The organism is Microthrixaceae bacterium, assembly GCA_023957975.1.
Classification (GTDB): Bacteria; Actinomycetota; Acidimicrobiia; order Acidimicrobiales; family Microtrichaceae; genus JAMLGM01.
Map to the genome: position 1 here is coordinate 329,684 of JAMLGM010000002.1, position 22,733 is coordinate 352,416.

General features: G+C 67.6%; 22 protein-coding genes. 16 read left to right on the top strand and 6 right to left on the bottom strand.

The genetic code is table 11. The annotated features are described in order from the left end of the window. Position 1: 1 nt before the first annotated feature. A complete protein-coding gene (locus M9952_04230) occupies positions 2–628 on the bottom strand; it encodes a histidine phosphatase family protein (protein MCO5312129.1) in 627 nt (208 codons plus the stop codon). A 42-nt stretch (positions 629–670) separates the two neighbouring features. Between M9952_04230 and M9952_04235 the strand changes: the two genes are divergently transcribed. The 5 genes from M9952_04235 (at position 671) to M9952_04255 (ending at position 4,291) form a co-directional block, all read left to right on the top strand. Beyond that, positions 671–1,471, top strand: a complete 801-nt coding sequence (locus tag M9952_04235) for a hypothetical protein (GenBank protein ID MCO5312130.1) — start codon at positions 671–673, stop codon at positions 1,469–1,471. A gap of 73 nt (positions 1,472–1,544) precedes the next feature. Next, positions 1,545–2,114 (top strand): hypothetical protein, encoded by a 570-nt coding sequence (locus M9952_04240; protein ID MCO5312131.1) that lies wholly within the window; start codon positions 1,545–1,547, stop codon positions 2,112–2,114. Positions 2,115–2,179: 65 nt separating this feature from the next. Then, positions 2,180–2,545: a helix-turn-helix domain-containing protein gene (locus tag M9952_04245; protein ID MCO5312132.1), complete on the top strand. Its 366-nt coding sequence runs from the start codon at positions 2,180–2,182 to the stop codon at positions 2,543–2,545. Positions 2,546–2,606: 61 nt separating this feature from the next. Next, a complete protein-coding gene (locus M9952_04250; protein ID MCO5312133.1) occupies positions 2,607–3,824 on the top strand; it encodes a glycosyltransferase in 1,218 nt (405 codons plus the stop codon). Next, positions 3,824–4,291, top strand: a complete 468-nt coding sequence (locus M9952_04255; protein MCO5312134.1) for a YbjN domain-containing protein — start codon at positions 3,824–3,826, stop codon at positions 4,289–4,291. The genes M9952_04250 and M9952_04255 overlap by 1 nt, the downstream gene beginning before the upstream one ends. 183 nt (positions 4,292–4,474) lie before the next feature. On the opposite strand, the gene M9952_04260 is transcribed toward M9952_04255, so the two are convergent. Next, complete coding sequence (locus M9952_04260) at positions 4,475–6,172, bottom strand: HNH endonuclease (protein ID MCO5312135.1); 1,698 nt, start codon at positions 6,170–6,172, stop codon at positions 4,475–4,477. Between the two features lie 167 nt (positions 6,173–6,339). On the opposite strand from M9952_04260, the gene proC reads away from it, so the two are divergent. Both proC and M9952_04270 read left to right on the top strand, forming a co-directional pair. Continuing rightward, positions 6,340–7,128 (top strand): pyrroline-5-carboxylate reductase, encoded by a 789-nt coding sequence (gene proC, locus M9952_04265; GenBank protein MCO5312136.1) that lies wholly within the window; start codon positions 6,340–6,342, stop codon positions 7,126–7,128. Continuing rightward, positions 7,125–8,021, top strand: a complete 897-nt coding sequence (locus tag M9952_04270; protein MCO5312137.1) for an SAM-dependent chlorinase/fluorinase — start codon at positions 7,125–7,127, stop codon at positions 8,019–8,021. The genes proC and M9952_04270 overlap by 4 nt, the downstream gene beginning before the upstream one ends. Positions 8,022–8,178: 157 nt before the next feature. Here M9952_04270 and M9952_04275 read toward each other — a convergent pair whose 3' ends face one another. Beyond that, on the bottom strand, positions 8,179–8,883 hold the full coding sequence (locus M9952_04275; protein MCO5312138.1) for a CAP domain-containing protein: 705 nt from the start codon (positions 8,881–8,883) through the stop codon (positions 8,179–8,181). Between the two features lie 200 nt (positions 8,884–9,083). On the opposite strand from M9952_04275, the gene M9952_04280 reads away from it, so the two are divergent. The 6 genes from M9952_04280 (at position 9,084) to M9952_04305 (ending at position 16,158) form a co-directional block, all read left to right on the top strand. Then, positions 9,084–10,574 carry a long-chain fatty acid--CoA ligase gene (locus M9952_04280; GenBank protein ID MCO5312139.1) on the top strand — a complete coding sequence of 497 codons (1,491 nt, stop codon included), beginning with the start codon at positions 9,084–9,086 and terminating at the stop codon, positions 10,572–10,574. Positions 10,575–10,652: 78 nt separating this feature from the next. After that, positions 10,653–11,303, top strand: coding sequence for a redox-sensing transcriptional repressor Rex (locus M9952_04285; GenBank protein ID MCO5312140.1), 651 nt, complete (start codon positions 10,653–10,655; stop codon positions 11,301–11,303). Between the two features lie 122 nt (positions 11,304–11,425). Next, the gene (gene hemA, locus M9952_04290) at positions 11,426–12,691 is read left to right on the top strand and encodes a glutamyl-tRNA reductase (GenBank protein MCO5312141.1); all 1,266 of its coding nucleotides are present in this window, start codon (positions 11,426–11,428) and stop codon (positions 12,689–12,691) included. Positions 12,692–12,696: 5 nt separating this feature from the next. Next, positions 12,697–13,602, top strand: a complete 906-nt coding sequence (hemC, locus tag M9952_04295; protein MCO5312142.1) for a hydroxymethylbilane synthase — start codon at positions 12,697–12,699, stop codon at positions 13,600–13,602. Positions 13,603–13,612: 10 nt separating this feature from the next. Next, positions 13,613–15,148 carry a uroporphyrinogen-III C-methyltransferase gene (cobA, locus tag M9952_04300; GenBank protein ID MCO5312143.1) on the top strand — a complete coding sequence of 512 codons (1,536 nt, stop codon included), beginning with the start codon at positions 13,613–13,615 and terminating at the stop codon, positions 15,146–15,148. A 5-nt stretch (positions 15,149–15,153) separates the two neighbouring features. Continuing rightward, complete coding sequence (locus M9952_04305) at positions 15,154–16,158, top strand: endonuclease/exonuclease/phosphatase family protein (protein ID MCO5312144.1); 1,005 nt, start codon at positions 15,154–15,156, stop codon at positions 16,156–16,158. 7 nt (positions 16,159–16,165) lie between these two features. On the opposite strand, the gene M9952_04310 is transcribed toward M9952_04305, so the two are convergent. Next, positions 16,166–17,332, bottom strand: a complete 1,167-nt coding sequence (locus M9952_04310) for a hypothetical protein (protein MCO5312145.1) — start codon at positions 17,330–17,332, stop codon at positions 16,166–16,168. 88 nt (positions 17,333–17,420) lie between these two features. Between M9952_04310 and hemB the strand changes: the two genes are divergently transcribed. The 3 genes from hemB to M9952_04325 all read left to right on the top strand — a co-directional run bounded on the left by hemB (position 17,421) and on the right by M9952_04325 (position 21,341). Beyond that, positions 17,421–18,425, top strand: coding sequence for a porphobilinogen synthase (gene hemB / locus M9952_04315; protein ID MCO5312146.1), 1,005 nt, complete (start codon positions 17,421–17,423; stop codon positions 18,423–18,425). Continuing rightward, complete coding sequence (locus M9952_04320) at positions 18,422–19,696, top strand: glutamate-1-semialdehyde 2,1-aminomutase (protein ID MCO5312147.1); 1,275 nt, start codon at positions 18,422–18,424, stop codon at positions 19,694–19,696. Before hemB ends, M9952_04320 begins: the two co-directional genes overlap by 4 nt. An 85-nt stretch (positions 19,697–19,781) precedes the next feature. Continuing rightward, entirely contained in the window at positions 19,782–21,341 is a 1,560-nt protein-coding gene (locus tag M9952_04325) for a hypothetical protein (GenBank protein MCO5312148.1), read from the top strand. Between the two features lie 22 nt (positions 21,342–21,363). Here M9952_04325 and M9952_04330 read toward each other — a convergent pair whose 3' ends face one another. Together M9952_04330 and M9952_04335 are read right to left on the bottom strand one after the other, a co-directional pair. Continuing rightward, the gene (locus M9952_04330; GenBank protein MCO5312149.1) at positions 21,364–21,903 is read right to left on the bottom strand and encodes a hypothetical protein; all 540 of its coding nucleotides are present in this window, start codon (positions 21,901–21,903) and stop codon (positions 21,364–21,366) included. After that, a complete protein-coding gene (locus M9952_04335; GenBank protein MCO5312150.1) occupies positions 21,900–22,643 on the bottom strand; it encodes a hypothetical protein in 744 nt (247 codons plus the stop codon). The genes M9952_04330 and M9952_04335 overlap by 4 nt, the downstream gene beginning before the upstream one ends. Between the last annotated feature and the right edge of the window lie 90 nt (positions 22,644–22,733).

The following is a 22,733-nucleotide window of genomic DNA, read 5'->3' on the forward strand; positions in this document are numbered from 1 at the left end:
CTCAGATCTGGTCGGGGATGGTGACGTCGACGCCGTGCAACAGGTCGACGCGCTCGCCGAGGACCCACGAGCCGCGGACATGGTTGACGTAACGGCCGTCGAGGTTGCCCATCCGCTCGAAGGTGGCCCCGAGACGCCGCTCGACCTCGTAGACCAACCCGCCGTGGGTCACGACGATGGCTTCGACATCGACCCCGGAGCGTTCTTCGCCGCGGGCACCCAACTCGGCGAGGGCACGCACGATTCGATCGAGTGAGTCAAAGGCTCGCTCGGCGAGAGAATCGTCGCTCTCCCAACTCGGCGGACGCCGATTTTCGTCGAGGTACCCGGGAAACTGCGCCTCGATCTGAGAGCGGGTGAGCCCCTGCCATTCGCCGGCATGGCGTTCGATGAGCCCGGGCAAGGCGATGACCGGACCGATCCCGATCTCCGCGGCGATGATCTCCGCGGTCGAATGGGCCCGGTTCAGGGTGGAGGAGAAGATCCCGTCGACCGCACCGAGCGATGCGCTGGCCTCCGCGGCCTGTCGACGCCCGAGGGTGGTCAGCGGCGGGTTGGCCTGGCCCTGCCAGCGGCCATCGGCGTTCCATTCGGATTGTCCGTGTCGGATCAACAGAAGTCGCGTCATCGAAGCAACGGTAGGGCCAGGGCCGCGGACTACGCTCGTTTCGTGCCCACACTGGTCGACCGGTTGGCCCGGACCTACCTGGTGCGTCAACGGCCGAAGGGCCCGACGATGCTGTTCGGGGTTGTCTGGTTCGGCCTGTTGGTCGGGGCGTCGCTGGCGGGATCGTGGGGGTTGGCCCTGCTGTTTGGTCTGTTGGGGGCGCTCGGGGCGTTGCAGGCGGGGGTGGCGTGGCGTTCGGCGCGGGCGCGGATGAACCAGCCGCTTGCGGCGTTGATCGCGCTCGTGCTGCCGTGTGCCGCGACGTTCAACAATCGGGTGTTGGCGCTGTCGATCGTCGTCGCCGTGATCGCCGCCGTCGTCTTGGGTGAGTCGATGGGCAAGCCGACGGTGGCAAGTGGTGGAGCGGTCGCTAACAACCTGGTCGTGGCATCGGCGACGTTGCGGGTGGGGTTGCCGCTCGGGTTCGGCGGTGCCGCGGTGGTTCAGCTCGAGCGGATCGATCTGATGGCCATGGTGCTGTTGGTCATGGTGGTGAGTGTCTACGACTGCGGGCACTTCCTCCTGGGCACCACGCTGCGGGGACGCTTTGCCGGAGTGTGGGCCGGGTTGGCCGGTCAGGCCGTCGTGTTGTTTTCCACGCTGACGATGAACCCCGATCCGTTCACCTCCGACGGTTCGGTGGCCCTCGTGGTCGTGCTCGCGGCGTTGTCATGTCCACTCGGGCAATGGTTGGGAAGCTGGATGTTGCCGAGTGCGGCGGCGAAGGCCCCGGCGTTACGTCGCCTCGATTCGTGGTTGATCGCGGCTCCCGTGGTGTGGGCGTGTGCGGCACTAGCGTCGTAGCGATCATGAGACCCGCAACCTCTCACCGGCGCGTCACCTCAGGTTCTCGCCCGGCCTGCCGATGGAGAATCTGTTGAGCGACACCGACGGTCCCCAGGAGCAGTACATCGTGATCACCGAACTCGACGAGATCGTTCACTCCACCGACGTGGGGTCGTTCGCCTCGCTTCCGATCGAGGAACTGCGCAGTTTGCGCGACCGTTTGACCGAAATTGAGGGTGGGTTGTCCTTCGGCCGGCGTTTGGCCCAGGGCCGCCTCGACATCGTCTTGGCCGAGTTTCATTCGCGGGTGCAGGGCCGCGCCGATGCTGCGGCGGAATTGGTCGAACGTCTGCCGGACGTGTTGGCGCCACAGACCCGGGGCGCCGGATCGCCTCGGCCGGTTCGTGAAGGCGATCTCGCCCCGTTCGCCGATGAGATCATCGCAGCGCTCGACGAGATGGTGAACGCGATCGAACTCGCGAAGTTGCACGAGTTCGAAATCGACGCCCTCGACGACATCGCCCAGCGGATCGGCGAGTTCGAGCGCAACATTTCGGTGCGTCGCAGCGAGGTGCACCGGCTCATCGACGACGTCCAAGAGGAGATCATCGGTCGATACCGTTCGGGCGTTGTCTCGGTTGACGATCTGCTTTCCGACTGAGCATCGCCGTGACTCCGCCTCGGCTCGGTTCGGCCGCGACGCCCCCATCTTCTAACGTTGACGCCATGAAGGACGAGATCGACAAGCGTTGGCATGACCTCGGTGAGTTCATTCGCGAGCAGCGAAATGTCGGTCAGATGTCGCTTCGCAAGTTGAGCGAACTCGCTGGTGTGTCGAACCCGTACCTCAGCCAGATCGAACGGGGTCTGCGGCGTCCGTCAGCGGAGATCCTTCAGCAGATCGCCCGCGCGCTCGAGATCAGTTCCGAGACGTTGTACGTGCGCGCCGGGATTCTTGACGAACCCGACACCACCCCCGATCTCGCCGCCGAGATCCGTCGTGATCCGCAGCTCAGCGAGGAACAGAAGAAGACCCTCGTGCGGATCTACGAGTCGTTCCGGCGTGAAAACGAGGCCGCCGGGTCGGCGTAGGGCCGTCAGCGGTGATTTCGCGACGGGAATCAACCGGGCGCGTTGCGTGTTGGAGGCTTGCGTGACCTCCGTGGCGATGCTTTCGATGCACACGTCGCCGCTCGCGCAACCAGGCGTGGGCGACAGCGGGGGTATGAATGTGTACGTGCGGGAGCTGGCGGCGTCGCTGGCCCAGGGCGGGGTTCCCACCACGGTGTACGTGCGCGCCTGGGACCGTTCGCTGCCTCGTCGGGTCGACGTCGAGCCGGGCTTTGAGGTCGTGCACGTCCCGGCGGGGCGTTTCGACCTCGCCAAGGAGGATCTCGTCGGGGTCGTCGGTTCGTTCGCGGACTGGGTCGGAAACGACATCGAGCGGGTCGGAGCGTCGGTGCTGCACGCCAACTACTGGTTGAGTGGAGTCGCCGCCCACCGCCTGAAGCACGAGTTGGAGCTGCCGCTCGTCACGACGTTTCACACGCTGGCAGCGGTGAAGAGCTCGACGGGCGATCTTGAATCGTCCGAGCGCGAGGAGGCGGAGCGGGGCATCATCGGCTGTTCCGATGCGGTGTGCGCGTCGAATCCGGTGGAAGTCGATCAGCTGTTGTCGCTCTATGACGCTGAGCCGAGCCGAATCGAGATCGTGCCCCCGGGGGTCGACCGGGCGTTCTTTGCTCCCGGTGATCGCGGTGGCGCCAGGTACGCGCTCGGTCTGGGCGAGTACCCGGTGTTGTTGTTCGTGGGTCGCATTCAGCCGCTCAAGGGACTGACGGTGGCGGTGGAGGCCTTGGCGAAGATGGCGAATCGGTCGGCCCGCCTGGTCGTGGTCGGAGGCCCGAGCGGGGTCGACGGAGCGGCGGAACTCGACCGGGTTCATGCGATGATCCGTCGCTACGACCTGGGCGGGCGGGTGATTTTCGCTCCGCCTCAGCCGCACCACATGTTGTCGACCTACTACCGGGCCGCCGATCTGACGTTGGTGCCGAGCCGATCGGAGAGCTTCGGTTTGGTCGCGGCAGAGTCGCTCGCGTGCGGAACTCCGATCGTCGCGACCGACGTCGGAGGGTTGTCGGCGCTGGTCGACGATCGCGAGATCGGGCGCCTCCTGGCCGACCGGAACCCCGCCGCGTGGGCGTGTGTGCTGGACGAGCTGCTGGACGATCCGGCGGGGCTTCGCCGGATGTCTATCGTGGCGGGTGAACGCGGTCGGCGCTTCACGTGGTCGACGACCGCGGCCCGGCTTCGACGGGTGTACGCAGACCTGTCGAGTTCGAAGGTCCCGGCGACGTGTGGAGTGGCCTGATGCATGATGATCGACCAGCCAGTTCCCCCGAAGAGTTGGAACGGATAGCGGCCTCGATCGATGCCTGGGCGCAGCGACAGATCGACGAGGACTGGGTCGCTGCGGTCGAGCGACCGGAACCCGATAAGCCGCTGTGGTTCATCCGGGCGCTCGGGGAGCAAAAGGGCGTGTTCACCGTGTGGTTCATGCTTCGGCAGCGATCGCTGTTCATCGAGTGCTACGTCATGCCGTCGCCCGAGGAGCGCCGCGACGAGGTGTTTGAGTATCTCCTGAGGCGGAATCTGCGGATGTTCGGCATGAAGTTCTCAATCGGCAACGAGGACGCGGTGTATCTCACGGCCGAGATTCACAACGACGATGTCTGCGACGCCGAACTCGACCGCCTGTTGGGAACGGCCTACATGGAGACCGAGCAGAGCTTTCGGCCGGCCATGCGCCTGGGTTTCGGCTCGAAGTTCAAGGGCTGACCCGCTCCCAATCCGGCCGACCTCCCGGCCGATCAGCGAAGGCGTGGAAGTTTGTGCGACGAAGTGGTTGCTTTTCCGCGGGGAGTTCGGCAACGTAACGCCACGGCCGGAGGGTGCGGCGCCGGACGTCGGGGAAGCGGACCGATGCATGCACCCTCCGGCCTCTTGCTACCCGGGCTCTTGCTACCCGGCCTCTTGCTCTTTGTGGCGGGGGGTGTTGGTGATGGTGGTGTTGTCGGGTCGGGTGGCTTGGAGTGGTTGGTTGGGGTTGCCGGTGATGGTGGCGTGGCCGGTGTGGTGTCGGGTGTGGTGGTAGCGGCATAGGTGGGTGAGGTTGTTGGGGTCGGTGGTTCCGCCGTTGCTGTGGTGGGTGAGGTGGTGCAGGTCGGAGCCGATGGTGGGGCGTTCGCATCCGGGGAAGCGGCAGCCGCGGTCGCGGTGGGCCAGGACGCGTCGCAAGATGTCGGGGGCGAGGCGGCGGGTGTGTCCGTAGGACAGGGGTGTGCCGTTGCGGGTGAAAGTGGGGGTGATGTCTGCGTTGGCGAGAAGGGCCCAGAGGGTTTCGTCGGTGATGTCGAGGTTGGTTTCGGTGTGGGTGGGTCCGGAGATGTCGGGTTGGCCGTGGCGTTGGGTGAACAGTGCGGTGAGGCCTTCGTGGACGCGGTTGAGTTTGTCGAGGTCGATGTGGAGGTAGGTGCCGACGCGGCCGGGTTTGGTGGCGCCTGCTGCGGTGATGAGGGCGTCGCGTAGGGCGTTGGCTCTGCGTTGGGCCATGGTGGGCCCGCGTTCAGGCTCGGCAGGTTCCGCCGGCTCGGGTTCCGGTTCGGGCTCGGCGGGGTCAGGCTCCGCCGGCTCAGGCCCGGGTTCAGGTCCGGGTTCAGGTCCGGGCTCACCGGGCTCGGCGGGGTCAGGCTCCGCCGGCTCAGGCCCGGGTTCAGGTCCGGGTTCAGGTCCGGGCTCACCGGGCTCGGCGGGCTCCGGTTCGGTGGGTGGGCTGGCGCCTGTGGGTGCGCTGCCGCTGCCGCTGCCGCTGTCGCTGCAGCTGTCGCTGTCGGTTTCGTTGGTTTCGTTGGTGGTGGTGTGGGTTTGGCGGTTGATGAGGTCGTGGAGGATGGTGGCGAGGAGTGCGCCGTCGTCGGGGGTGAGGTTGCCGTGGAGGTGCCAGCGTCCGTTGAATGTTTTGGACAGGGTGATGTGGGATGGTTCGGTGTTGGGGTCGCTGGGGCCGTCTTGGTCGAGGCGGTCGCGGACGTTGTCGCAGAATTGTTCGAATCGGTTGATGCTGGTGTGGGTGGCGGTGTCGATGAGGAGTTGTTCGACGTTGCGGATGGCTTCGATGGCGTCGAGGGTTTGTTGGTGGGTGTAGCGGGTGGGGATGATTTTGGAGATGGCGTCGAGGTGGCCGAGGGTGATGGTGCCGTTGTTGTAGGCGGTGGCGATTTGTTCGAATCGTTCGATGGTGGTGGTGGCGCGTAGGAGCCGGTTGGCGTCGCGGCGGGCGATGCCGTGGTGTAGTGCGAGCCAGTGGCTCATGGTGGGGATGCGGTCGTGGAGGTGGACGTTTTCGTGTTGAGCGATTTTGACGGTGGCGACGTGGAGGCGTTGGGCGAGGTGGTTGAGGCGGGCTGCGGTGAGGGACAGTTCGCGGGCGATGTGTTCGCGTTGACCACCGCTTGAGCCGTTGAACGGTGTTGTGTCGCCTGGGGTGGTGTTGAGGGTGTCGATGCCGGTTTGGACGTGGTCGAGGAGTTGTTCGAGTTGTGTGGCGAGGGTGTTGCCGGTGGTGGTTGCTGTGTCGAGCAGACCCCAACCGTCACCGCCGCGTTCACCGTCGCTGTCACCGTTGTTGGTGTGTTGGGATGCCCTGTCGTGCTCGAACATGTGTTCATGGTATCGAACGACAGTTCGGTTTGCAAGCTGAAACCCATGAATCCAGAACAAATGTTCGCCACCTCGATATGCACCTCCGAGCGCCGCTTACAGCGCCCACCAACACGCCGCCGCCACCCACATGCAGCCTCCGGCATCGGCTCGCGTAGGCTGACCGCATGACCATCCTGCAAATCGTCGGCGGCGGAAAGATGGGCGAGGCCCTGATCGGCGGCATCCTTCGCGGCGGCGATCTGGCACCGGGAGACGTTCGGGTCGTGGAGGCGGTGGCCGAGCGTCGTGAGGCACTCGCAGAGCTGTTTCCCGGTGCGCAGATCTCCACCGAAATTGGGCCGGCCTCGGGCACGATCATCGCCGTGAAGCCCGCCGGGGCGGCGGCGGTTGCGGCGGCGGTGGCCGCGGCGGGAGGCGGCAGAATCCTCTCGATCGCCGCGGGGGTCACCCTCGCGCAACTCGAGGCGGCGGCCGGCCCGGGCGTTGCGGTGGTGCGGGCCATGCCGAACACCCCCGCCCTGATCGGCGAGGGCGCCTCGGCCGTCGCCGGGGGAACCCATGCTTCCGATGCAGACGTCGACTGGGCGGTGGGGCTGCTCGGCGCCGTCGGGGTGGTCGTTCGGGTCGACGAGTCGCAACTCGATGCGGTCACGGCGTTGTCGGGTTCCGGCCCGGCGTACGTCTTCCTGATCGGTGAGGCGTTGATCGACGCCGGGGTGTCGGCAGGGCTTTCCCGCGACCTGGCCACGACCCTCGCCGCTCAGACCCTGGTGGGTTCGGCCCAACTGATGGCTCAAAGCGACCTGGTGCCCTCGGAGCTTCGCGCCGCGGTCACCTCGCCCGGCGGGACGACGGCGGCCGGAGTGCGGGTTCTGGAACAACGCGCCGTGCGGGCAGCTCTCATCGATGCGGTGCACGCCGCGTTCGAACGCTCGCGGGAGATGGCACATTGAGCGCAGGGATCAGTCGCTACGACACCGTGACCCTGCTGAGCGACCTGGGCACCACCGACGGGTATGTCGGGGTGTTGCATTCGATCGTTCGACAGCTTGCACCAGGTGTCGGCGTGGTCGATCTCACTCACGAGATCGAGGCCTGCGACGTCCAGGCCGGAGCCCTCGTGTTGGCACGAAGCGTGCAGTATCTGTGCCCGGGGGTGATCGTCGGGCTCGTCGACCCGGGGGTCGGCTCGGATCGGCGGCCAATAGCGCTCGAAGTGGCGGGTGGCGCTGCGGTCCTGGTCGGTCCCGACAACGGGTTGTTGGCCTCCGCGGTGGGCATGATCGGTGGCGCGGAGCGGGCGGTCGTGCTCGACAACGTCGACTATCACCTCCGGAGCGACGCGACGACCTTTGCCGCTCGCGACATCTTCGCTCCGGTGGCGGCGCATCTGTGCGCCGGCGTGGCATTCGAGGACCTCGGCACGCTCGTCGACCCGGCCACGCTCACCCCGGGGTTGGTGCCGCTCAGCCGGACCGAGCAGGACGCCGACGGGACGCCGGTGCTCGAGGCCGAGGCGCTGTGGGTCGATCGGTTCGGCAACGTTCAGCTCAACGCCGAACTCGACGACGTAGCCGAGTTCGGCGACCTGCTCGAGGTGCGAACGACTCGGGGAGCCCGCACGGTATCGCTCGTTTCGACTTATTCCGACCTCGCGGACGGAGCGATCGGGCTGCTCGTCGACAGCGACGGACTGTTGAGCCTCGTGACCTACGGGCGTTCTGCCTCGACGGAACTCGTCGTGTCGAGGGGCGACGCGGTGTCGCTGCGTCCGATCTCCGACGACGGCACCGCGACCTCGACGACGGTTGCACTCGGTCCGACTCGGCGCCTGGGAGGTGGATGATGCGCAAAGGAACGGCGATCGTGATCATCGTGTTGCTGGCGGTGCTGGTGGCGGCGACCGCGCTGCAGTTGTCGATGGTGTCGCGCTGAGGACTGCGCCCTGAGGACCGTCGCGCTGAGGGCTGCCGCTGAGGACTGTCGCGCTGAGGGCCGGAGGTTCAACCGTTCACGTCGTCGCCGATGGCGCTGAGCAGCAACTCCAGGCGGCGCGGCTCGACCGGAGATGGCGGCGGCACCGAGGCTGGATCGTTCGGCGGGGAGGCGGGAACCGGTTCAGGCGCCGGAACTGGAGCCGGAGCCGGAGCCGGGGCAGGAGCGGGCGCGGGTTGCGGTGAGCGCCGACCTGGTGCTGGCGACGCGCCGGGTGAAGTCGGGGCGGGCGGGGGCCGCAGCGACATGAATCGATGCGTGGTGAACATGCGGTCGCCGTCCATCACGACCCCCACGCCCACGAAACGCCACTCGGGGTTGATGAGGTTGGCGTAGTGGGCAGGGCTCCTCACGAACGCTTCGAACAGGGCGTCGACGTCGCCGCCCACACCGACGTTTTCGCCGATCGTCTTCCAATCGGCGCTCATCGCCGTGCCGGGGTTGGGGTCGTGGGAGATCGAACCGGCCTGACGCATCGTCTCGGACCAGATCCGCGAACGTTCGGTGAGTTCCGCATCGACGTTCAACGGCACGAGGCCCAGCGACGTGCGCAACTCGTTGATCTTGGAGACGAATCGTTCCTCGTCGGTGCTGGACCATTGCAACACGGCTCGGGGCGCGGCCGAGGCGTGGACCGGAGCGAGGATGAGGCCGGCAACGGCGATCGCGAGCGCGGCGATCAGTATCGAGACTCGTGGTCGAAGCAGATGCATCGTCGATATGGCCCAGCGTTGCGACGTGCCCGGGTGGCGGCGTCTCAAGGTTGATCGGGCACGGCGTCGATTTCCTTGAGAAAGGCGCGAACGCCGGGGCTGGGTCGAACGCCCCGCGCCGGACCGAAACTACACATTCGACGAAGGTGAGCGATCGCGGGCGCTACCCTGACACAACGCCCGAACCGTGGGGAGGCGCTGTGAACCTTGCAGCCATCTTCGATCGTCATGACCCTGACAACGTCGCGTTGATCAGTCGCGGTCGCCCGACGACCTATGGCGAGTTGGGTTCGCTGGTCGCAGGAGTGCGGGGCGGGTTGGCTGCGCAGGGGTTGGTTCCGGGAGATCGGGTCGCCATCATCTGCGGCAACAACATCTATTTCGTCGCGTCGTACCTGGCCGCGGTCGGGGCCGGCATGATCGCGGTGCCGCTCAATCCGTTGAGCCCTCCGGTCGAGTTGGTCGCCCAGCTTTCGACGGTGTCGGCACGGGCGGCGGTGGTGGGGCCGACGGCACGCTCGGTATTCGAACAGGCCGAGGACAACCCGCTCACGTCGGTGGACGTCGTCATCGGTTGTGGGTTTCTCCCCGACGGCGGGTTGACCTTCGACGACCTCGCGGAGTCGGATCCGGCGCCGATCGTCGAACGCGACGACGATGACGTGGCGTTGATGGTGTTCACCAGCGGGACGGCCGGCGCCCCGAAGGCCGCCATGTTGACCCACGGCAATCTGAGGTCGAACATCGCTCAGGCGCTGTCGATTCGCGAGAACGCCTACACCGCTGACGACGTGTTCTTCGGCATCTTGCCGATGTTTCACATCTTCGGGCTCAACGTCGTGTTGGGCCTGGCGTTCGCCATCGGCGCCCGGGTGCTGTTGATCGAGCGGTTCGACCCGGTCTCTGCGATCGAAGCGATCGAGAAGCACGGGGTCACGGTGGTGACGGGGCCGCCGACGATGTGGTCGGCCTTTGCGAACATGCGGGGGGTTTCGCCGGATTCGTTCAACTCGATTCGGGTGGCGGTGTCGGGCGCGGCGCGCCTACCGGAGGAGACCGGACGGGCGTTCGAGGCGCGATTCGGGGTGCGGATTCAGGAGGGATACGGCCTGACCGAGGCGTCGCCGATCGTTACCGCGTCCATGGGCACCGATGCGCCGTACGGGTCGGTCGGAGTGCCGGTGCCGGGCCTTGAGGTGCGCCTGATCGACGAGTCGGGCGACGACGTGTTGATCGGAGACCCGGGGGAACTGTTGGTTCGCGGGCCGAACGTGTTCAAGGGCTATTGGAACGACGATGCGGCGACCGCGTCGGTGATCGATGCCGACGGATGGTTGCACACCGGCGATGTGGCGACCGTCGACGACGACGGCTTCATCTACCTGGTCGATCGGGTGAAGGACCTCATCATCGTGTCGGGGTTCAACGTCTATCCGGCCGAGGTGGAAGAGGTGCTGATCACCCATCCGTCGATCGATGCATGTGCGGTGGTGGGGGTTCCTCACCCCTATTCGGGTGAGGCCGTGAAGGCCTATGTGGTGGGGGTGAAGGGGTCTTCGATCGAGGAGGACGAGGTGGTGGCGTACTGCGCGGATCACCTCGCCCGTTACAAGTGCCCGGACAAGGTGTGGTTCGTCGACGAGGTGCCGGTCGGCCTCGGCGGAAAGGTGCTTCGGCGGGCGCTGCGCTGAAGGTTCGCGCCGTCGGCGGCGTTCCGTGGCGTCTCGCCACATTGTGAATTCGTGCACGAGATCGCTAGCTTGGGCGTCGTGGGTGGATCGTCGGAACACTCGATCCCCGAGGCAACCGTGTCACGCCTGCCGCTGTACCTGCGGAGTCTGCAGGAACTGGTGGACGACGGCATGGCGACGGTGTCATCGGAGGGCTTGGCGGAACTCGCCGGGGTCAACGCTGCCAAGGTTCGCAAGGATCTGAGTTATTTCGGGTCGTACGGCACCCGCGGGGTCGGCTACGAGGTCGAGTACCTGCTGCGCCACATCCGGGCCCAACTCGGGCTTACCCACGACTGGCCGTGTGCGATCGTCGGGTTGGGAAATCTCGGTCAGGCCCTCGCCAACTACGGCGGGTTCAGCGACCGGGGCTTTGTGATTTCGGCCCTCGTGGACGCCGACCCGGACAAGGTCGGAACGGAGCTCTATGGAATCACGATCTCCCCGGTTGAAGACCTGGCGGCGTTGGTGGCCGAACACGGCATCAGTATCGGGATCATCGCCACGCCGGCGGCTGCGGCCCAAGACGTGGCGGACCGCATGGTCGAGGCGGGCATCACCTCCATTTTGAACTTCGCGCCGACGACGATCGCCACCCCGGTCGACGTTCAGGTGCGAAAAGTCGACCTGGCGGTGGAGTTGCAGATTCTCAGCTTCTATCAGGAGCGTCGCGACACCGCCGACTCGTGACAGCCGACTCGTGACCGCCGAACAGCCAAGCCGTTCGGGGCACCGTTTTGATCGGCTCCTTGACACGGTGTTCAATACTCCCCATGGGTTCCTGACACCCCGAGGAAGGCCCAGGTGATGCCGTGTCCACCATCGTGGCAATCGGAGCAACACATCGAAGTGCGCCGCTCGCCCTGCTTGAACGACTGTCGTTCGACGAGGCGCAGCTCGCCAAATATCTCGGTGACCTCGTCGAGCGCGACCACATCAATGAGGCCGTGATCCTGTCGACGTGTAACCGCGTCGAGATCGTGGTGAGCGCCGAGAAGTTCCATGGTGGCTATCAGGACGTGCGCAACTTCATCAGCGACGTGACGTTCCTGCTGCCCGAGGAGTTCGTCGATTCGCTCGTCGTCACCCACGATGCCGACGCGGTCCGCCACCTGTTCGACGTCGCTGCCGGCCTCGATTCGGTGGTGATCGGCGAACACGAGATTCTCGGGCAGGTGCGAAACGCCTGGCAGGCGGCTCAGGAGGTCGGCTCGGTCGGTCCGACGCTGAACCTGCTGTTTCGCAACGCGGTCGAGGTCGGTAAGCGGGCGCGCAACGAGACCGCGATTTCGCGTCACGTCACGTCGGTGAGCCATGCCTCGGTGATCATGGCCGAGCGGCACCTCGGCGGGTTTCCCGGCCGGACCGCGGCGGTGGTCGGTGCGGGGTCGATGGCCCGCGGGGTGGTCGACTTCCTGGCCGCCGACGGTGCGGACGAGATCATCGTGTTGAACCGCACCCCGGGCCGCGGCGCGCAGTTGGGCGCGGCGGTGAGCCGCAGCGGCGGACTCGATCAACTGCATTCGGTGTTGGCGACGGTCGACGCGGTGTTCTTCGCCACCGCGGCACCGCGTCACGTTCTGTCGTATCGAGAACTCGAAGACGCGATGGCGGTTCGCGAGGGACGGGAATTGTTGCTGGTCGACATCGCGATGCCGCGCGATGTCGAGCCGGAGGTGTCGCAGATCCCCGGGGTGTCACTGCTCGATATGGACGCGTTGTCGCGGTTCGCCGCCGAGGGCCTGTCGAAGCGACGTCGCGAGATCCCGGCGGTGCGCCTGCTCGTCGAGGAGCAGCTCGACCGGTTCTTGTCGGAGACCTCCGCACGAGAGGTTGCGCCGTTGATCGTCGAGTTGCGTCGGCGGACCGAACAGATCGTCGCCGCCGAGCGCGATCGCCACGCCTCCAAGTTCGCCTCGCTCGACGACGAGCAACTCGCGGCGGTCGACGCGCTGTTGAACTCGACGGTGGGCAAGTTGTTGCACGAGCCGATCCTGGCGTTGAAGAGTTCGGCGGGATCGCCGCGGGGCGATCGTCTCGTCGGGACGTTGCGCGAGCTGTTCGGCCTGTCGGAGTAGCGTCGATGCGGCTGCCCCACACGATTACCCTCCGCATCGCAACACGCGCGTCAGCGCTGGCGCTGTGGCAGGCGAATCACGTCGCCGAGCTGTTGGCGGTGCAGGCGGAGGCCCGTGGCCTGCTGCCTGAGGTCGAGCTGGTGACGGTGAGCACCGAGGGCGACCGGCGCCTCGACGTCGCACTGTCGGCGATCGGCGGCAAGGGGGTGTTCGTCAAGGAGGTGCAGGCGGCGGTGCTCGATGGCCGCGCCGATCTGGCGGTGCATTCGGCCAAGGATCTCCCGGCGTTGACGCCCGATGGGCTGGTCATCGCTGCGCTTCCCGAACGGGCCGACCCTCGCGACGCGCTCGTGGGGGTTCGCCTCGATGACCTGGCGGCGGGTGCGACGGTGGCGACGGGTTCGGCGCGACGGCGGGCCCAACTCGCTGCGTTGCGGCCCGACCTTGGCTTCGTCGAGCTTCGCGGCAACATCGATACCCGGCTGGCGAAGGTGGGTGAGGTGGACGCGATCGTGGTGGCGGCAGCCGCGCTCGATCGGCTGGGCCGAACCCCCGAGGTGGTCGACCGGTTGGGGGTCGACACGATGATTCCGCAGGTCGGTCAGGCGGCGTTGGCGGTGGAGACCCGTGCCGACGACACCGACCTGACGGCGTTGGTCGCGCAGCTCGACCACGCCGACACTCGAAGGTGTGTGACGGCGGAGCGTTCGTTTCTCGAGACCCTCGGCGGCGATTGTGAGCTTCCGGCCGGGGCGTACGCAACGCTCGTCGACGGTGCGGTGCGCCTCCGGGCGATGCTGTTGGCGGTCGAAACGGGTGAGGTGTGTCGAACCGAGCTCGTCGGTGAAGATCCTGTCGAGATGGGCACAAACGCGGCGCACGAGCTGTCGCAACGGGTCGAGCTCCGCTAAACCCACGATCATGACCGTCTACCTCGTTGGCGCTGGCCCCGGTGATCCCGGATTGCTCACCGTTCGCGGGGCCGAGGTGCTGCGTCGGGCCGATGTCGTGATCTATGACCGGTTGTCGGCGGTGTCGCTGCTCGATCTCGCCCCGCCGGATGCGCTTCGGGTGAACGTCGGCAAGCACGGATCGGGCGGGCACAGCGTCAGCCAGGATCGGATCAACCAGCTGCTCGTCGAACACGGTCGCGGCTCCGCCACGGTGGTGCGTCTCAAGGGCGGGGACCCGTTCGTGTTCGCCCGAGGTGCCGAGGAGCTTGCGGTGCTGCGCGAAGCCGGGATCGCCGCCGAGGTGGTGCCGGGGATCACGTCCGCGATCGCCGCTCCCGCCTACGCGGGCATCCCGGTGACCCGCCGGTACTCGTCGACGTCGTTCACGGTGGTGACGGGCCACGAAGACCCGACCAAGGGCCGAACCGATGTCGACTGGGAATCGATCGCGAAGGTCGGCGGGACGATCGTGGTGTTGATGGGGGTTGCGAACATCGCGCAGATCTCCGAACGCCTGCTCGCCGGGGGGCTGTCCCCGGACACCCCTGCGGCGGCGGTGCGGTGGGGGACTCGCCCCGAACAGAGCGTGGTGCGCGCGACCCTGGCGACGATCGCCGAGCAGAAGCTGGCGGCGCCCTCGGTGATCGTGGTGGGCGACGTGGCGGGCGACGCGCTCGACTGGTTCACCGACCGTCCGCTGTTCGGGCGCACCGTGGTGGTGACTCGCGCCGCACATCAGGCCTCGCGTCTCACGCAACGGTTGAGCGATGCGGGAGCCGCGGTCGTGGGGGTGGCGACGATCGAGATTCACGATCCGGCCGATGGGGGATCGGCGTTGGCCGCTGCGCTGGAACGGATCGACGGCTACGACTGGCTGGTGGTGACCTCGCCGAACGGGGCGACCCGCGTGCTCGACGCGCTCGGCGATGTGCGTCGCCTCGCCGGGGTCGGGGTTGCGGTGATCGGGCCGGGGACCGCCGAGGTGTTTCGCTCGGCGAGGATCGAACCGGATCTGATCCCGGCGCGGTACGTGGCCGAGGGGTTGCTCGAGGCGTTTCCGCCCGCCCCGGAGGGTGGGGGCCGGGTGCTGGTGGCTCAGGCTGCGACGGCCCGGGAGGTGACGGTGGCGGGGTTGCGTGACGCCGGGTGGGAGGTCGACGTCGTCGCCGCCTACCGCACGGTGCCGGCGACGCTCGACGACTCGCGGCGCGCCGACATCGCCCGTGCCGACGCGGTGGCGTTCGCGTCGTCATCGGCGGTGAAGGGGTTCGTCGCCGGGGTGCCCGCCGACTCGTGGCCGCGAACGGCCGTGGCCATCGGACCGCTCACCGCGGCGACGGCGCTCGAGGCCGGGTTCGGACGCGTGGTCGAAAGCGCGGTGCACGACCTCGATGGCCTCGTCGAGACGGTGATCGATGCCGTCGGGGGTGGAGGTGCCGCCGCGGCTGGCGGGGCTGGCGCGGCTGGCGCGGCTGGCGCGGCGTCGGACCCGGTCGAGCGCTGACGGCGATGGGATCGGTGTTGGCGGTGTTGCCGCGTCCCGATGGGGCATGGACGGTGGTGCGGGTGCTCGCCTGGGCGAGCCTCGTGCCGATGGTGCTGGTGAGCCTGTGGATTCACTTCGGGTTGAGCCGGCCGTCTCCGACGTTGGTGTTGACCGGCTTTCAGATGGTGTTGTTGGCTCCGGCGTGGCCGATTCTCGTCGGTGCGGTCCTCGGCCGGCGATGGGGCATGGCCGCGGTCGCTGCGTTCGTGGCGGTGTCGCACCTGTGGTTCTGTGTGCCCGCCGCCACCGCCGAGACCGCACCCGGATGGGTGCGCGACGCCCCCACGTTCACGATGTACAGCGCGAACGTGCTGTATCGAAGCGAACGGGTGGACGAGATGGCCGCAAAGGTCATGGAGGTCGACACCGACGTGGTCGTGCTCAACGAGATGACCGATCCGCTGCGGGCGGCGCTTGAGGAGGCGGGGGTGTTCGAGCGGTACGACACGGAGGTGTATTGGCGCGGCAGGCCCTTCGGCGAGATGTTGCTGACCAGGTTGCCGGTGGTCGATTCGGGGGTGTCGAATCTCGCCAGGATGGGCGTTCCGTGGGCCACGGTGCAGGTGGGCGACGCTCAGGTGCGGGTGCATACGGTGCACATTCAGGCGCCGAAGAATCGAGATGATCGCCACAAGTGGCGGGCCAATCTCGACGCCGTCGGGCGCGAGGTGGAGGCGCGCGATGGTCTTGCGATGGTGTTCGCCGGCGACTTCAACAGCACGGTGTGGCACGGGCCGTTTCGGCGTCTGCTCGATCGGGGGTTGACCGAGGCCCACGGCCAACTCGGCCAGGGGTTGTCTCGTTCGTGGACCTCGCCGGTGGTGCCGTTGCGCTGGCTGGGGCCGATCATGCGCCTCGATCACGTGTTGCTGAGCGAGGGCGCCTGGGCGGTTGAGGTGCGCGACACCGACACGCCGGGCAGCGATCACCGCGGGATCATTTCGACGCTGGCGGTGCGCCCGACCTGACTCGTGGTCAGGGGCGGTTTTGTGGGTTGAACAACTCCACGTGGGCGACTTCGTCGTGGCGCTCGCCGTGGAGGCCGAACGCTCGCATCGATGGGGCGGTCGAGAACGGATCGGCGCCGTTGAGGTCGACCGAATAGCCGAGGTCGGCGAGCGACGCGACCGTCACGATGCTGAGCGGGCGCACCGGCCCGGACAGCCAACCGGTCATCAACTCGTCGTCGAAGGTGGATTCGCGCCAGTGGGCATCCGCGGTGCCCTCGCCACCCTCGCTTTCGACCGGCACCGCAGCGGAGCCGCCGAGGGTGGCCCAGGCGGCGACGGCGACGGGCCCGCTGAAGCGCGGGTCGCCCGAACCGGCGCCGACCAACAGGGTGCGGCCGCCGAAATTCCACGCGGTGCCGATGCCGAGCACGTGGCCGATTTCGTGGGTGAGGGTGTCGACGAGACGGCCGCTGGCGCGGAGTCGAGCGACGTCGTCGACGTCGAGGTTGATGGCCCCGTATCGGGGCATGCCGCCGTCTGCGTAACAGAATCCGGCGCTGCCGAGGCGTCCGCCCGGGCCGTCGTCGGGCGCGATCTTGATCTCGATCGCGAGGTCGTCGACGCTCAAGTCCTCGGCCGGCCGACCGTCGATCCGGCAGTAATTGGCGGGCAGTTTCAGGACCGAGTCGTCGAGGCCGTTGCGGATGACCGCCTCCCATCGCGCGACTGCTGCGTCGATCTCGCTCTGGTACGCGCCGGCGCCCTCGAGGGGGACGATGTCGATGTTGAAGGGGTCGGGTGCCGCCGCGCTGGTGGTGATCGTGGTGGTCCTGGTGGCGATCCCGCCGGGGCCGGAGACCCGGATGACGGGGGTGTGGGTGCCGACCGAACGCAGCGTGGTTGGCCGGCTTCCGGTGCTCGGACAGTCGGTGATGGTGATGTCGACCGACCCGTTGCCGTCGGTGTCGAGCTCACAGGTCAGCGGCCCGGTGCCGGACACCGACCACGACAAGGCGATGCTCAGCGGGGCTTTGCCGCTCGAGGCCGACGCGGTGAACGCCTGCACCTTGGACGCCTGAGGCGACGCGGTGACCGGTGGGACGGTGCCTGGGGGGGTACTCGGGATGCAGCCGGGGGCGCTCACCATGGCGAGCGGAAGTGCGAGTGCGAGTGCGACATGGCGACGCTTCATCTGCTGTGTATCGACACGTTCGGGTCGCGACGTGAGGGATTTCTCACCAACGGGTCGGTGCTGGCGCCGGCATTCGTAGACTCTGGGCGTGGAAGCCTCCCAATTTCCCGACCGACGGCTGCGTCGCCTTCGCCGAAGCGCCCCGATGCGTCGGCTCGTCGCCGAGACCGTGCTCACCCCCAACGACCTCATCGCCCCGCTGTTCGTGCGCGAGGGCATCGACTCGCCGGTGGAGATCGCCTCGTTGCCGGGGGTGTTCCAGCTCGATCGGCGCTCGATGATCGACGAGGTCGGCCAGCTCGTCGACCTCGGTGTGCCGGCGGTGATGTTGTTCGGGGTTCCCGAACGCAAGGACGCGGTGGGCTCGGGCGCCGATGACCCCGACGGGATCGTTCAGGTCGCGTTGCGCGACCTGCGTGATCGCTTCGGCGATCAGATCGTGTTGATGGCGGATCTGTGCCTCGACGAATACACCGATCACGGCCATTGCGGTCTCGTTCGCTCCGACGGATCGGTGGACAACGACGCGACCCTCGACCGGTACGCGGCGGTGGCCCGGGCCCAGGCAGCCGCGGGGGTCGACGTGTGCGCGCCGTCGGGGATGATGGACGGCCAGGTCCGAGCGATCCGTGCTGCGCTCGACGAGGCCGGCGAAGCCGACGTGGCGATCCTGGCGTACGCGGCGAAGTACGCATCGGCGCTCTACGGGCCGTTTCGCGACGCCGTCGACGTGCACATCGCCGATGGCGGCGACCGCACGACCTACCAGCAGGACCTCCACAACGTGCGAGAGTCGATGGAGGAGATCCGGGCCGATCTCGCCGAGGGCGCCGACATGGTGATGGTGAAGCCGGCGGTCACCTATCTCGACGTGTTGACGAAGGCCCGGGAGCTCACCGATGTGCCGCTGGCCGCCTATCACGTGTCGGGGGAGTATTCGATGATCAAGGCTGCTGCCGCCAACGGCTGGATCGACGGCGACGCGGTGGCGCTCGAACAACTGGTGGCGATCAAACGGGCGGGGGCCGACGCCATCGTGACCTATTTCGCAAAGGACTGCGCCGCTTGGCTGCAAGGAGGACGGTCACGATGACCGACACGACGACCGATACCAACGAATCGCTCTTCCGCCGCGGAAGTGCCGTCATCCCGGGCGGGGTGAATTCCCCGGTTCGGGCGTTCCGCTCGGTTGGGGGCACGCCGCATTTCATCGCCGAGGGGTCGGGCGCATATGTGGTCGACGTCGAGGGCAATCGTTTCATCGACTACGTGCAGAGCTACGGCGCGTCGATTCTCGGCCATGCCCACCCCGAGGTCATCGACACGATTCGGTCGGCAGCGACGAGTGGCACCACCTTCGGCGCGCCGACCCCGGGCGAGGTGGCGTTGGCCGAGGCGATCGTCGAACGGGTTCCGGGCCTCGAGATGATCCGGTTGGTGTCCTCGGGCACCGAGGCCGTCATGAGTGCGGTGCGGGTGGCCCGCGGCGCGACGGGGCGAACCAAGGTGGTCAAGTTCGCCGGGCATTATCACGGTCACTCCGACTCGCTGCTCGCTGCGGGTGGCTCGGGGGTGGCCGATCAGGGGCTGAGCGATTCGGCCGGGGTCACGCCGGGAGCGGTGGCCGACACCGTGGTCGTGCCGTGGAATGTGGTGCCGACCCTCGACGCCGACACCGCCGTGCTGATCGTCGAACCGGTGGCCGCCAACATGGGGCTGGTGCCCGCCGCGGACGGGTTCCTCGCAGCGTTGCGCGTCGAGTGCGACCGGGTCGGTGCGCTGTTGATGTTCGACGAGGTCATCACGGGGTTCCGCTTGGGCGCCGGTGGGGCGACCGCGGCGTTCGGCGTGACCCCCGACTTGTGGAGCTTCGGCAAGGTGATCGGCGGTGGCCTGCCGGTGGGGGCCTTCGGTGGGTCGGTCGAGCTGATGAGCAACCTCGCTCCGCTCGGCGCGGTCTATCAGGCGGGCACATTGTCGGGGAACCCGTTGGCGACGGCCGCGGGTTTGAAGGTGCTCGAACTCATGACGCCGGACCGGTACGAGGAGTTGACGACCACAGCGACGGCGCTGGCGGACGGGTTGGCCGAGGCGTTCGCATCGGCCGGGGTGGCCGCTCGGGTGCCCCGCGTCGGGCCACTGGTGGGGTTGTTCTTCGGCGAACACGACCCCACCAACTACGACGAGGCGCAGGCGTCGGTGGCGCTCGGGCGGTACCCGGCATGGTTCCACGCGATGTTGCGTCGCGGAATCGCGCTCGCCCCCGGACCCTATGAGGTGCTGTTCCCGTCGTTGGCGCACGGTCCCGCCGATGTGCGGCGTACGATCGAGGCGGCGGCACAGGCCGCCACCGAACTCGTTTGAACCCGCCCGGGTTCACCTGAACTCGCCTCCATCCGACGACAACGGGAACATCGACATGTTGAGTGCACGGTATCGATTCGCTGACATGGCTGACGTGGTTGCAGCCGAGGTCGCCCGGTTCGTCGCGGACGGCGCGGCGCAGCGGCTCCAAGACCGAGACCACACCCTCTTCGGTCCCGAGCCGGACGAGATCGCCAACCGCCTGGGATGGTTGGACGCCCCCGAGGAGTCGAGTGATCTCTGGGAGGTGTTGAGCGGGTTCGCGGACGAGGTCGCGGAGCTTGCCGACGATGTCGTGCTGATCGGGATGGGCGGTTCGTCGCTGTTTCCCGAGGTGCTCGCCACGTCGTTCGGCCCGGCCCCTGGCCGTCCGCGCCTTCACGTGCTCGACAGCACCGACGCCGACGCCGTCCGCCGGGTGGTGTCGATCACCGACCCGAATCGTTGCTTCTACATCGCCGCGTCGAAGTCGGGCACGACCCTCGAGACGCGTTCGCATCTCGAGCTGTTCTGGGCGCTGTCGGGCGATCGCGAGCGTTTCGCGGTGATCACCGACCCTGGTTCGGAGCTGGAGCGCCTCGCCGATGAGCGCGAGTTCGCCCACGTGTTTCGCAACGACCCCGACATCGGCGGACGGTTCGCCGCGTTGTCGTTGTTCGGCATGGTCCCTGCCGCGGTGCTCGGCGTTGACGGTCTGGCGATGCTCGACGCGGCGATCGAGGCGCTGGAGTCGTTGACGCCGGTGGAGTTGGACGCAGACGGTGCTGAGGGCGCTGACGGTGCTGAGGGCGCTGACGGTGCGGAGGGCGCAGGCGGTGCCGAGGCGTCGATCGCGGTGATGCTTGCCGCGCTGCTCGGCGGTGCGGCGATGCATGGCCGCGAATTGTTGACCATCGCGCTCGACCCTCGCATCGAGTCGTTCGCGCTGTGGCTCGAGCAACTCGTCGCCGAGTCGAGCGGCAAACACGGCACCGGCATCACCCCGGTGGTGGGCGAGGCGATCGACGTGGTGGCGGCGACCCCGGATCGCCGCATCGTCGTGACGATCGGCGAGGTTGCAGGTATCGAACGTCTGCGGGAAATGGACGTTCCGCTCGTCGAGTTGGGGCTCGAGGAGCTGACCGACATCGGCGCCCAGGTGGTGCTGTGGGAGTACGCGGTTGCGCTGGCGTGCCGGGTGCTCGGGGTGAATCCGTTCGATCAGCCCGATGTCGAGAGCGCGAAGGTTGCGGCCCGCGCCCTGCTCGACAGTGCCGCGCCGGCGAACCCGGTGGAGTTGTCACTGGAGGAGGGCTTGGAGCTGGCGGTGCCCGGCGACACGATCGCATTGTGCGGGTTTGTCGATCCCGGTGGTGCGGATGCCGACGCGCTCGAGGCCCTCCGCTCGCGGTTGGGTCGCGAACTCGGGTTTGTGACCACGCTGGGGTTCGGCCCGCGGTTTCTGCATTCGACCGGGCAGTTGCACAAGGGCGGGCCGTCGGAGATCGTCGTGTTGCAGTTTCTGCGCAGCGCCGAGGAGTTGGCGGTACCGGGCAGCGCGTTGGGATTTGAGCAGATCAAGGCGGCACAGGCCGCCGGAGATCTGGTGGCGCTGGCCGAGGCGGAGCAGCGCTGCGCCCGCATCCGCCTCGACGACCTGGCGTAGCCCGGGCAGGCTGGTAAGCGGGTCAGCCGAGGGTGAGGGTGGCCCGAACGGTGTAACGCCCGGGGTCGCGGGCGATCTCGGGCATCTCGTTGGTCGGGGCGTCGCTGTCGGCGCGCGTCGTGGTCGGCCCGGCGGTGGTGCTCGGCGCGACGAAGGCTTCGTTGGCCACGACTTCGACCGCCCGTTGCACCTTCCCGAAGGCGGTGACCGACCCCGAGAACTCGCCGTACACCTCGAGCTGCCAGATCGGTGAGGCGTGCTTGATGGCCCGCTCACCTCTGGTGAGGGTCAACCCTGATTCCTCGGCGAACGTGGCCACCTCGTCGGCATCGATCTGAAAGGACAGGTCGATCTGGGTCTCTGAGATGTTGACGAGGCGAAAATCGCTGACCGACGGCGGGAACACCAGCCCGGCATCGCGGGTGACATCCGCCATCGACGGCGCCGCCTCCTGGGTGGCTTGAACCGTGGTGCCGTTGGACGAGTCGTCGCCGGAACAGGCACTGCCGCCGTACAGGACGGCGGCAGTGAGAACGATGATGAACTTGTGCGAGCGGGTCACGAACCCGGCGCGAAGTTGGCCCAGCTTTCGACGATGGCTCCGTATTCCTCCGCCTTGGAGCTGACCTCGGGATTCGGGTCGTTCAGGAGTTCCTCGACCGCGTCGAGCCATGCCTGCTCGTCGTAGGTCTCGCCGGCGAGCGTCTCGCGCTCGTGGCGGATGATCGACAGCAGTTCGCTGGAGTCGAGCGCGACCTGCGAGGGCATGTTGCCTGCGCCGCCGACGGGCTTGTTGTCGGCGCCGTAGGTCGGTGTGCCCTCGGACTGATAGCCGGCGGTGCCGAGCAGGACCCAACGCACGTGCGATGCCGGATCGGGGAACAGCTCGTCGACGTTGGTGAGCGCCGGGCCCGCGCCGCCGCCGCCGGTTTGGCCGTGACAGCCTGCACAGGAGGAGTACGCCGTGGCGCCGCTGGTGAGCGGCCCGGAGACCTTGGGGGATTGCGGATCGTTGGTGGTCGCGTAGACGACGGCCCAGATCGGCAAGAGCGCCAGCGCGCCGACCGCCCAGACCGGTACCTTGCGCCGAGCGGTTGCCGCTTCGACCCACGGCAGCTTCGGCTCTTCCTTCTTCTTGGCTGCCGCAGCGGGCGCAGCCGCGGCCGCAGGGGCCGCTGCCGACTCGGTCGTGGCTGCGGCGGACTCGGCTGCCTTGGCCGGTGCCGAATCGCCGGCGGGAGCGGCGCCGCCTGCACGGCGGGCTCGGCTGCGGGCGAGGAGATGCTCAGGAATTTCGGTCAAGGCTGCCTCCGGCGCCATGTCGTTGTGTGGGTGGGGTGATCGCGCCACTTCGCGACGCGTGGATCACGGTTGGCCACACGGACCCATAAC

Coding starts and splice junctions, on each gene's coding strand:
- hemC (MCO5312142.1), top strand. CDS start 12,697: ATGCGGCTGCCCCACACGATTACCCTCCGCATCGCAACACGCGCGTCA.
- cobA (MCO5312143.1), top strand. CDS start 13,613: ATGACCGTCTACCTCGTTGGCGCTGGCCCCGGTGATCCCGGATTGCTC.
- M9952_04310 (MCO5312145.1), bottom strand. CDS start 17,332: ATGAAGCGTCGCCATGTCGCACTCGCACTCGCACTTCCGCTCGCCATG.
- proC (MCO5312136.1), top strand. CDS start 6,340: ATGACCATCCTGCAAATCGTCGGCGGCGGAAAGATGGGCGAGGCCCTG.
- M9952_04325 (MCO5312148.1), top strand. CDS start 19,782: ATGGCTGACGTGGTTGCAGCCGAGGTCGCCCGGTTCGTCGCGGACGGC.
- M9952_04255 (MCO5312134.1), top strand. CDS start 3,824: ATGCATGATGATCGACCAGCCAGTTCCCCCGAAGAGTTGGAACGGATA.
- M9952_04275 (MCO5312138.1), bottom strand. CDS start 8,883: ATGCATCTGCTTCGACCACGAGTCTCGATACTGATCGCCGCGCTCGCG.
- M9952_04245 (MCO5312132.1), top strand. CDS start 2,180: ATGAAGGACGAGATCGACAAGCGTTGGCATGACCTCGGTGAGTTCATT.
- M9952_04320 (MCO5312147.1), top strand. CDS start 18,422: ATGACCGACACGACGACCGATACCAACGAATCGCTCTTCCGCCGCGGA.
- M9952_04260 (MCO5312135.1), bottom strand. CDS start 6,172: ATGTTCGAGCACGACAGGGCATCCCAACACACCAACAACGGTGACAGC.
- M9952_04230 (MCO5312129.1), bottom strand. CDS start 628: ATGACGCGACTTCTGTTGATCCGACACGGACAATCCGAATGGAACGCC.
- M9952_04305 (MCO5312144.1), top strand. CDS start 15,154: ATGGGATCGGTGTTGGCGGTGTTGCCGCGTCCCGATGGGGCATGGACG.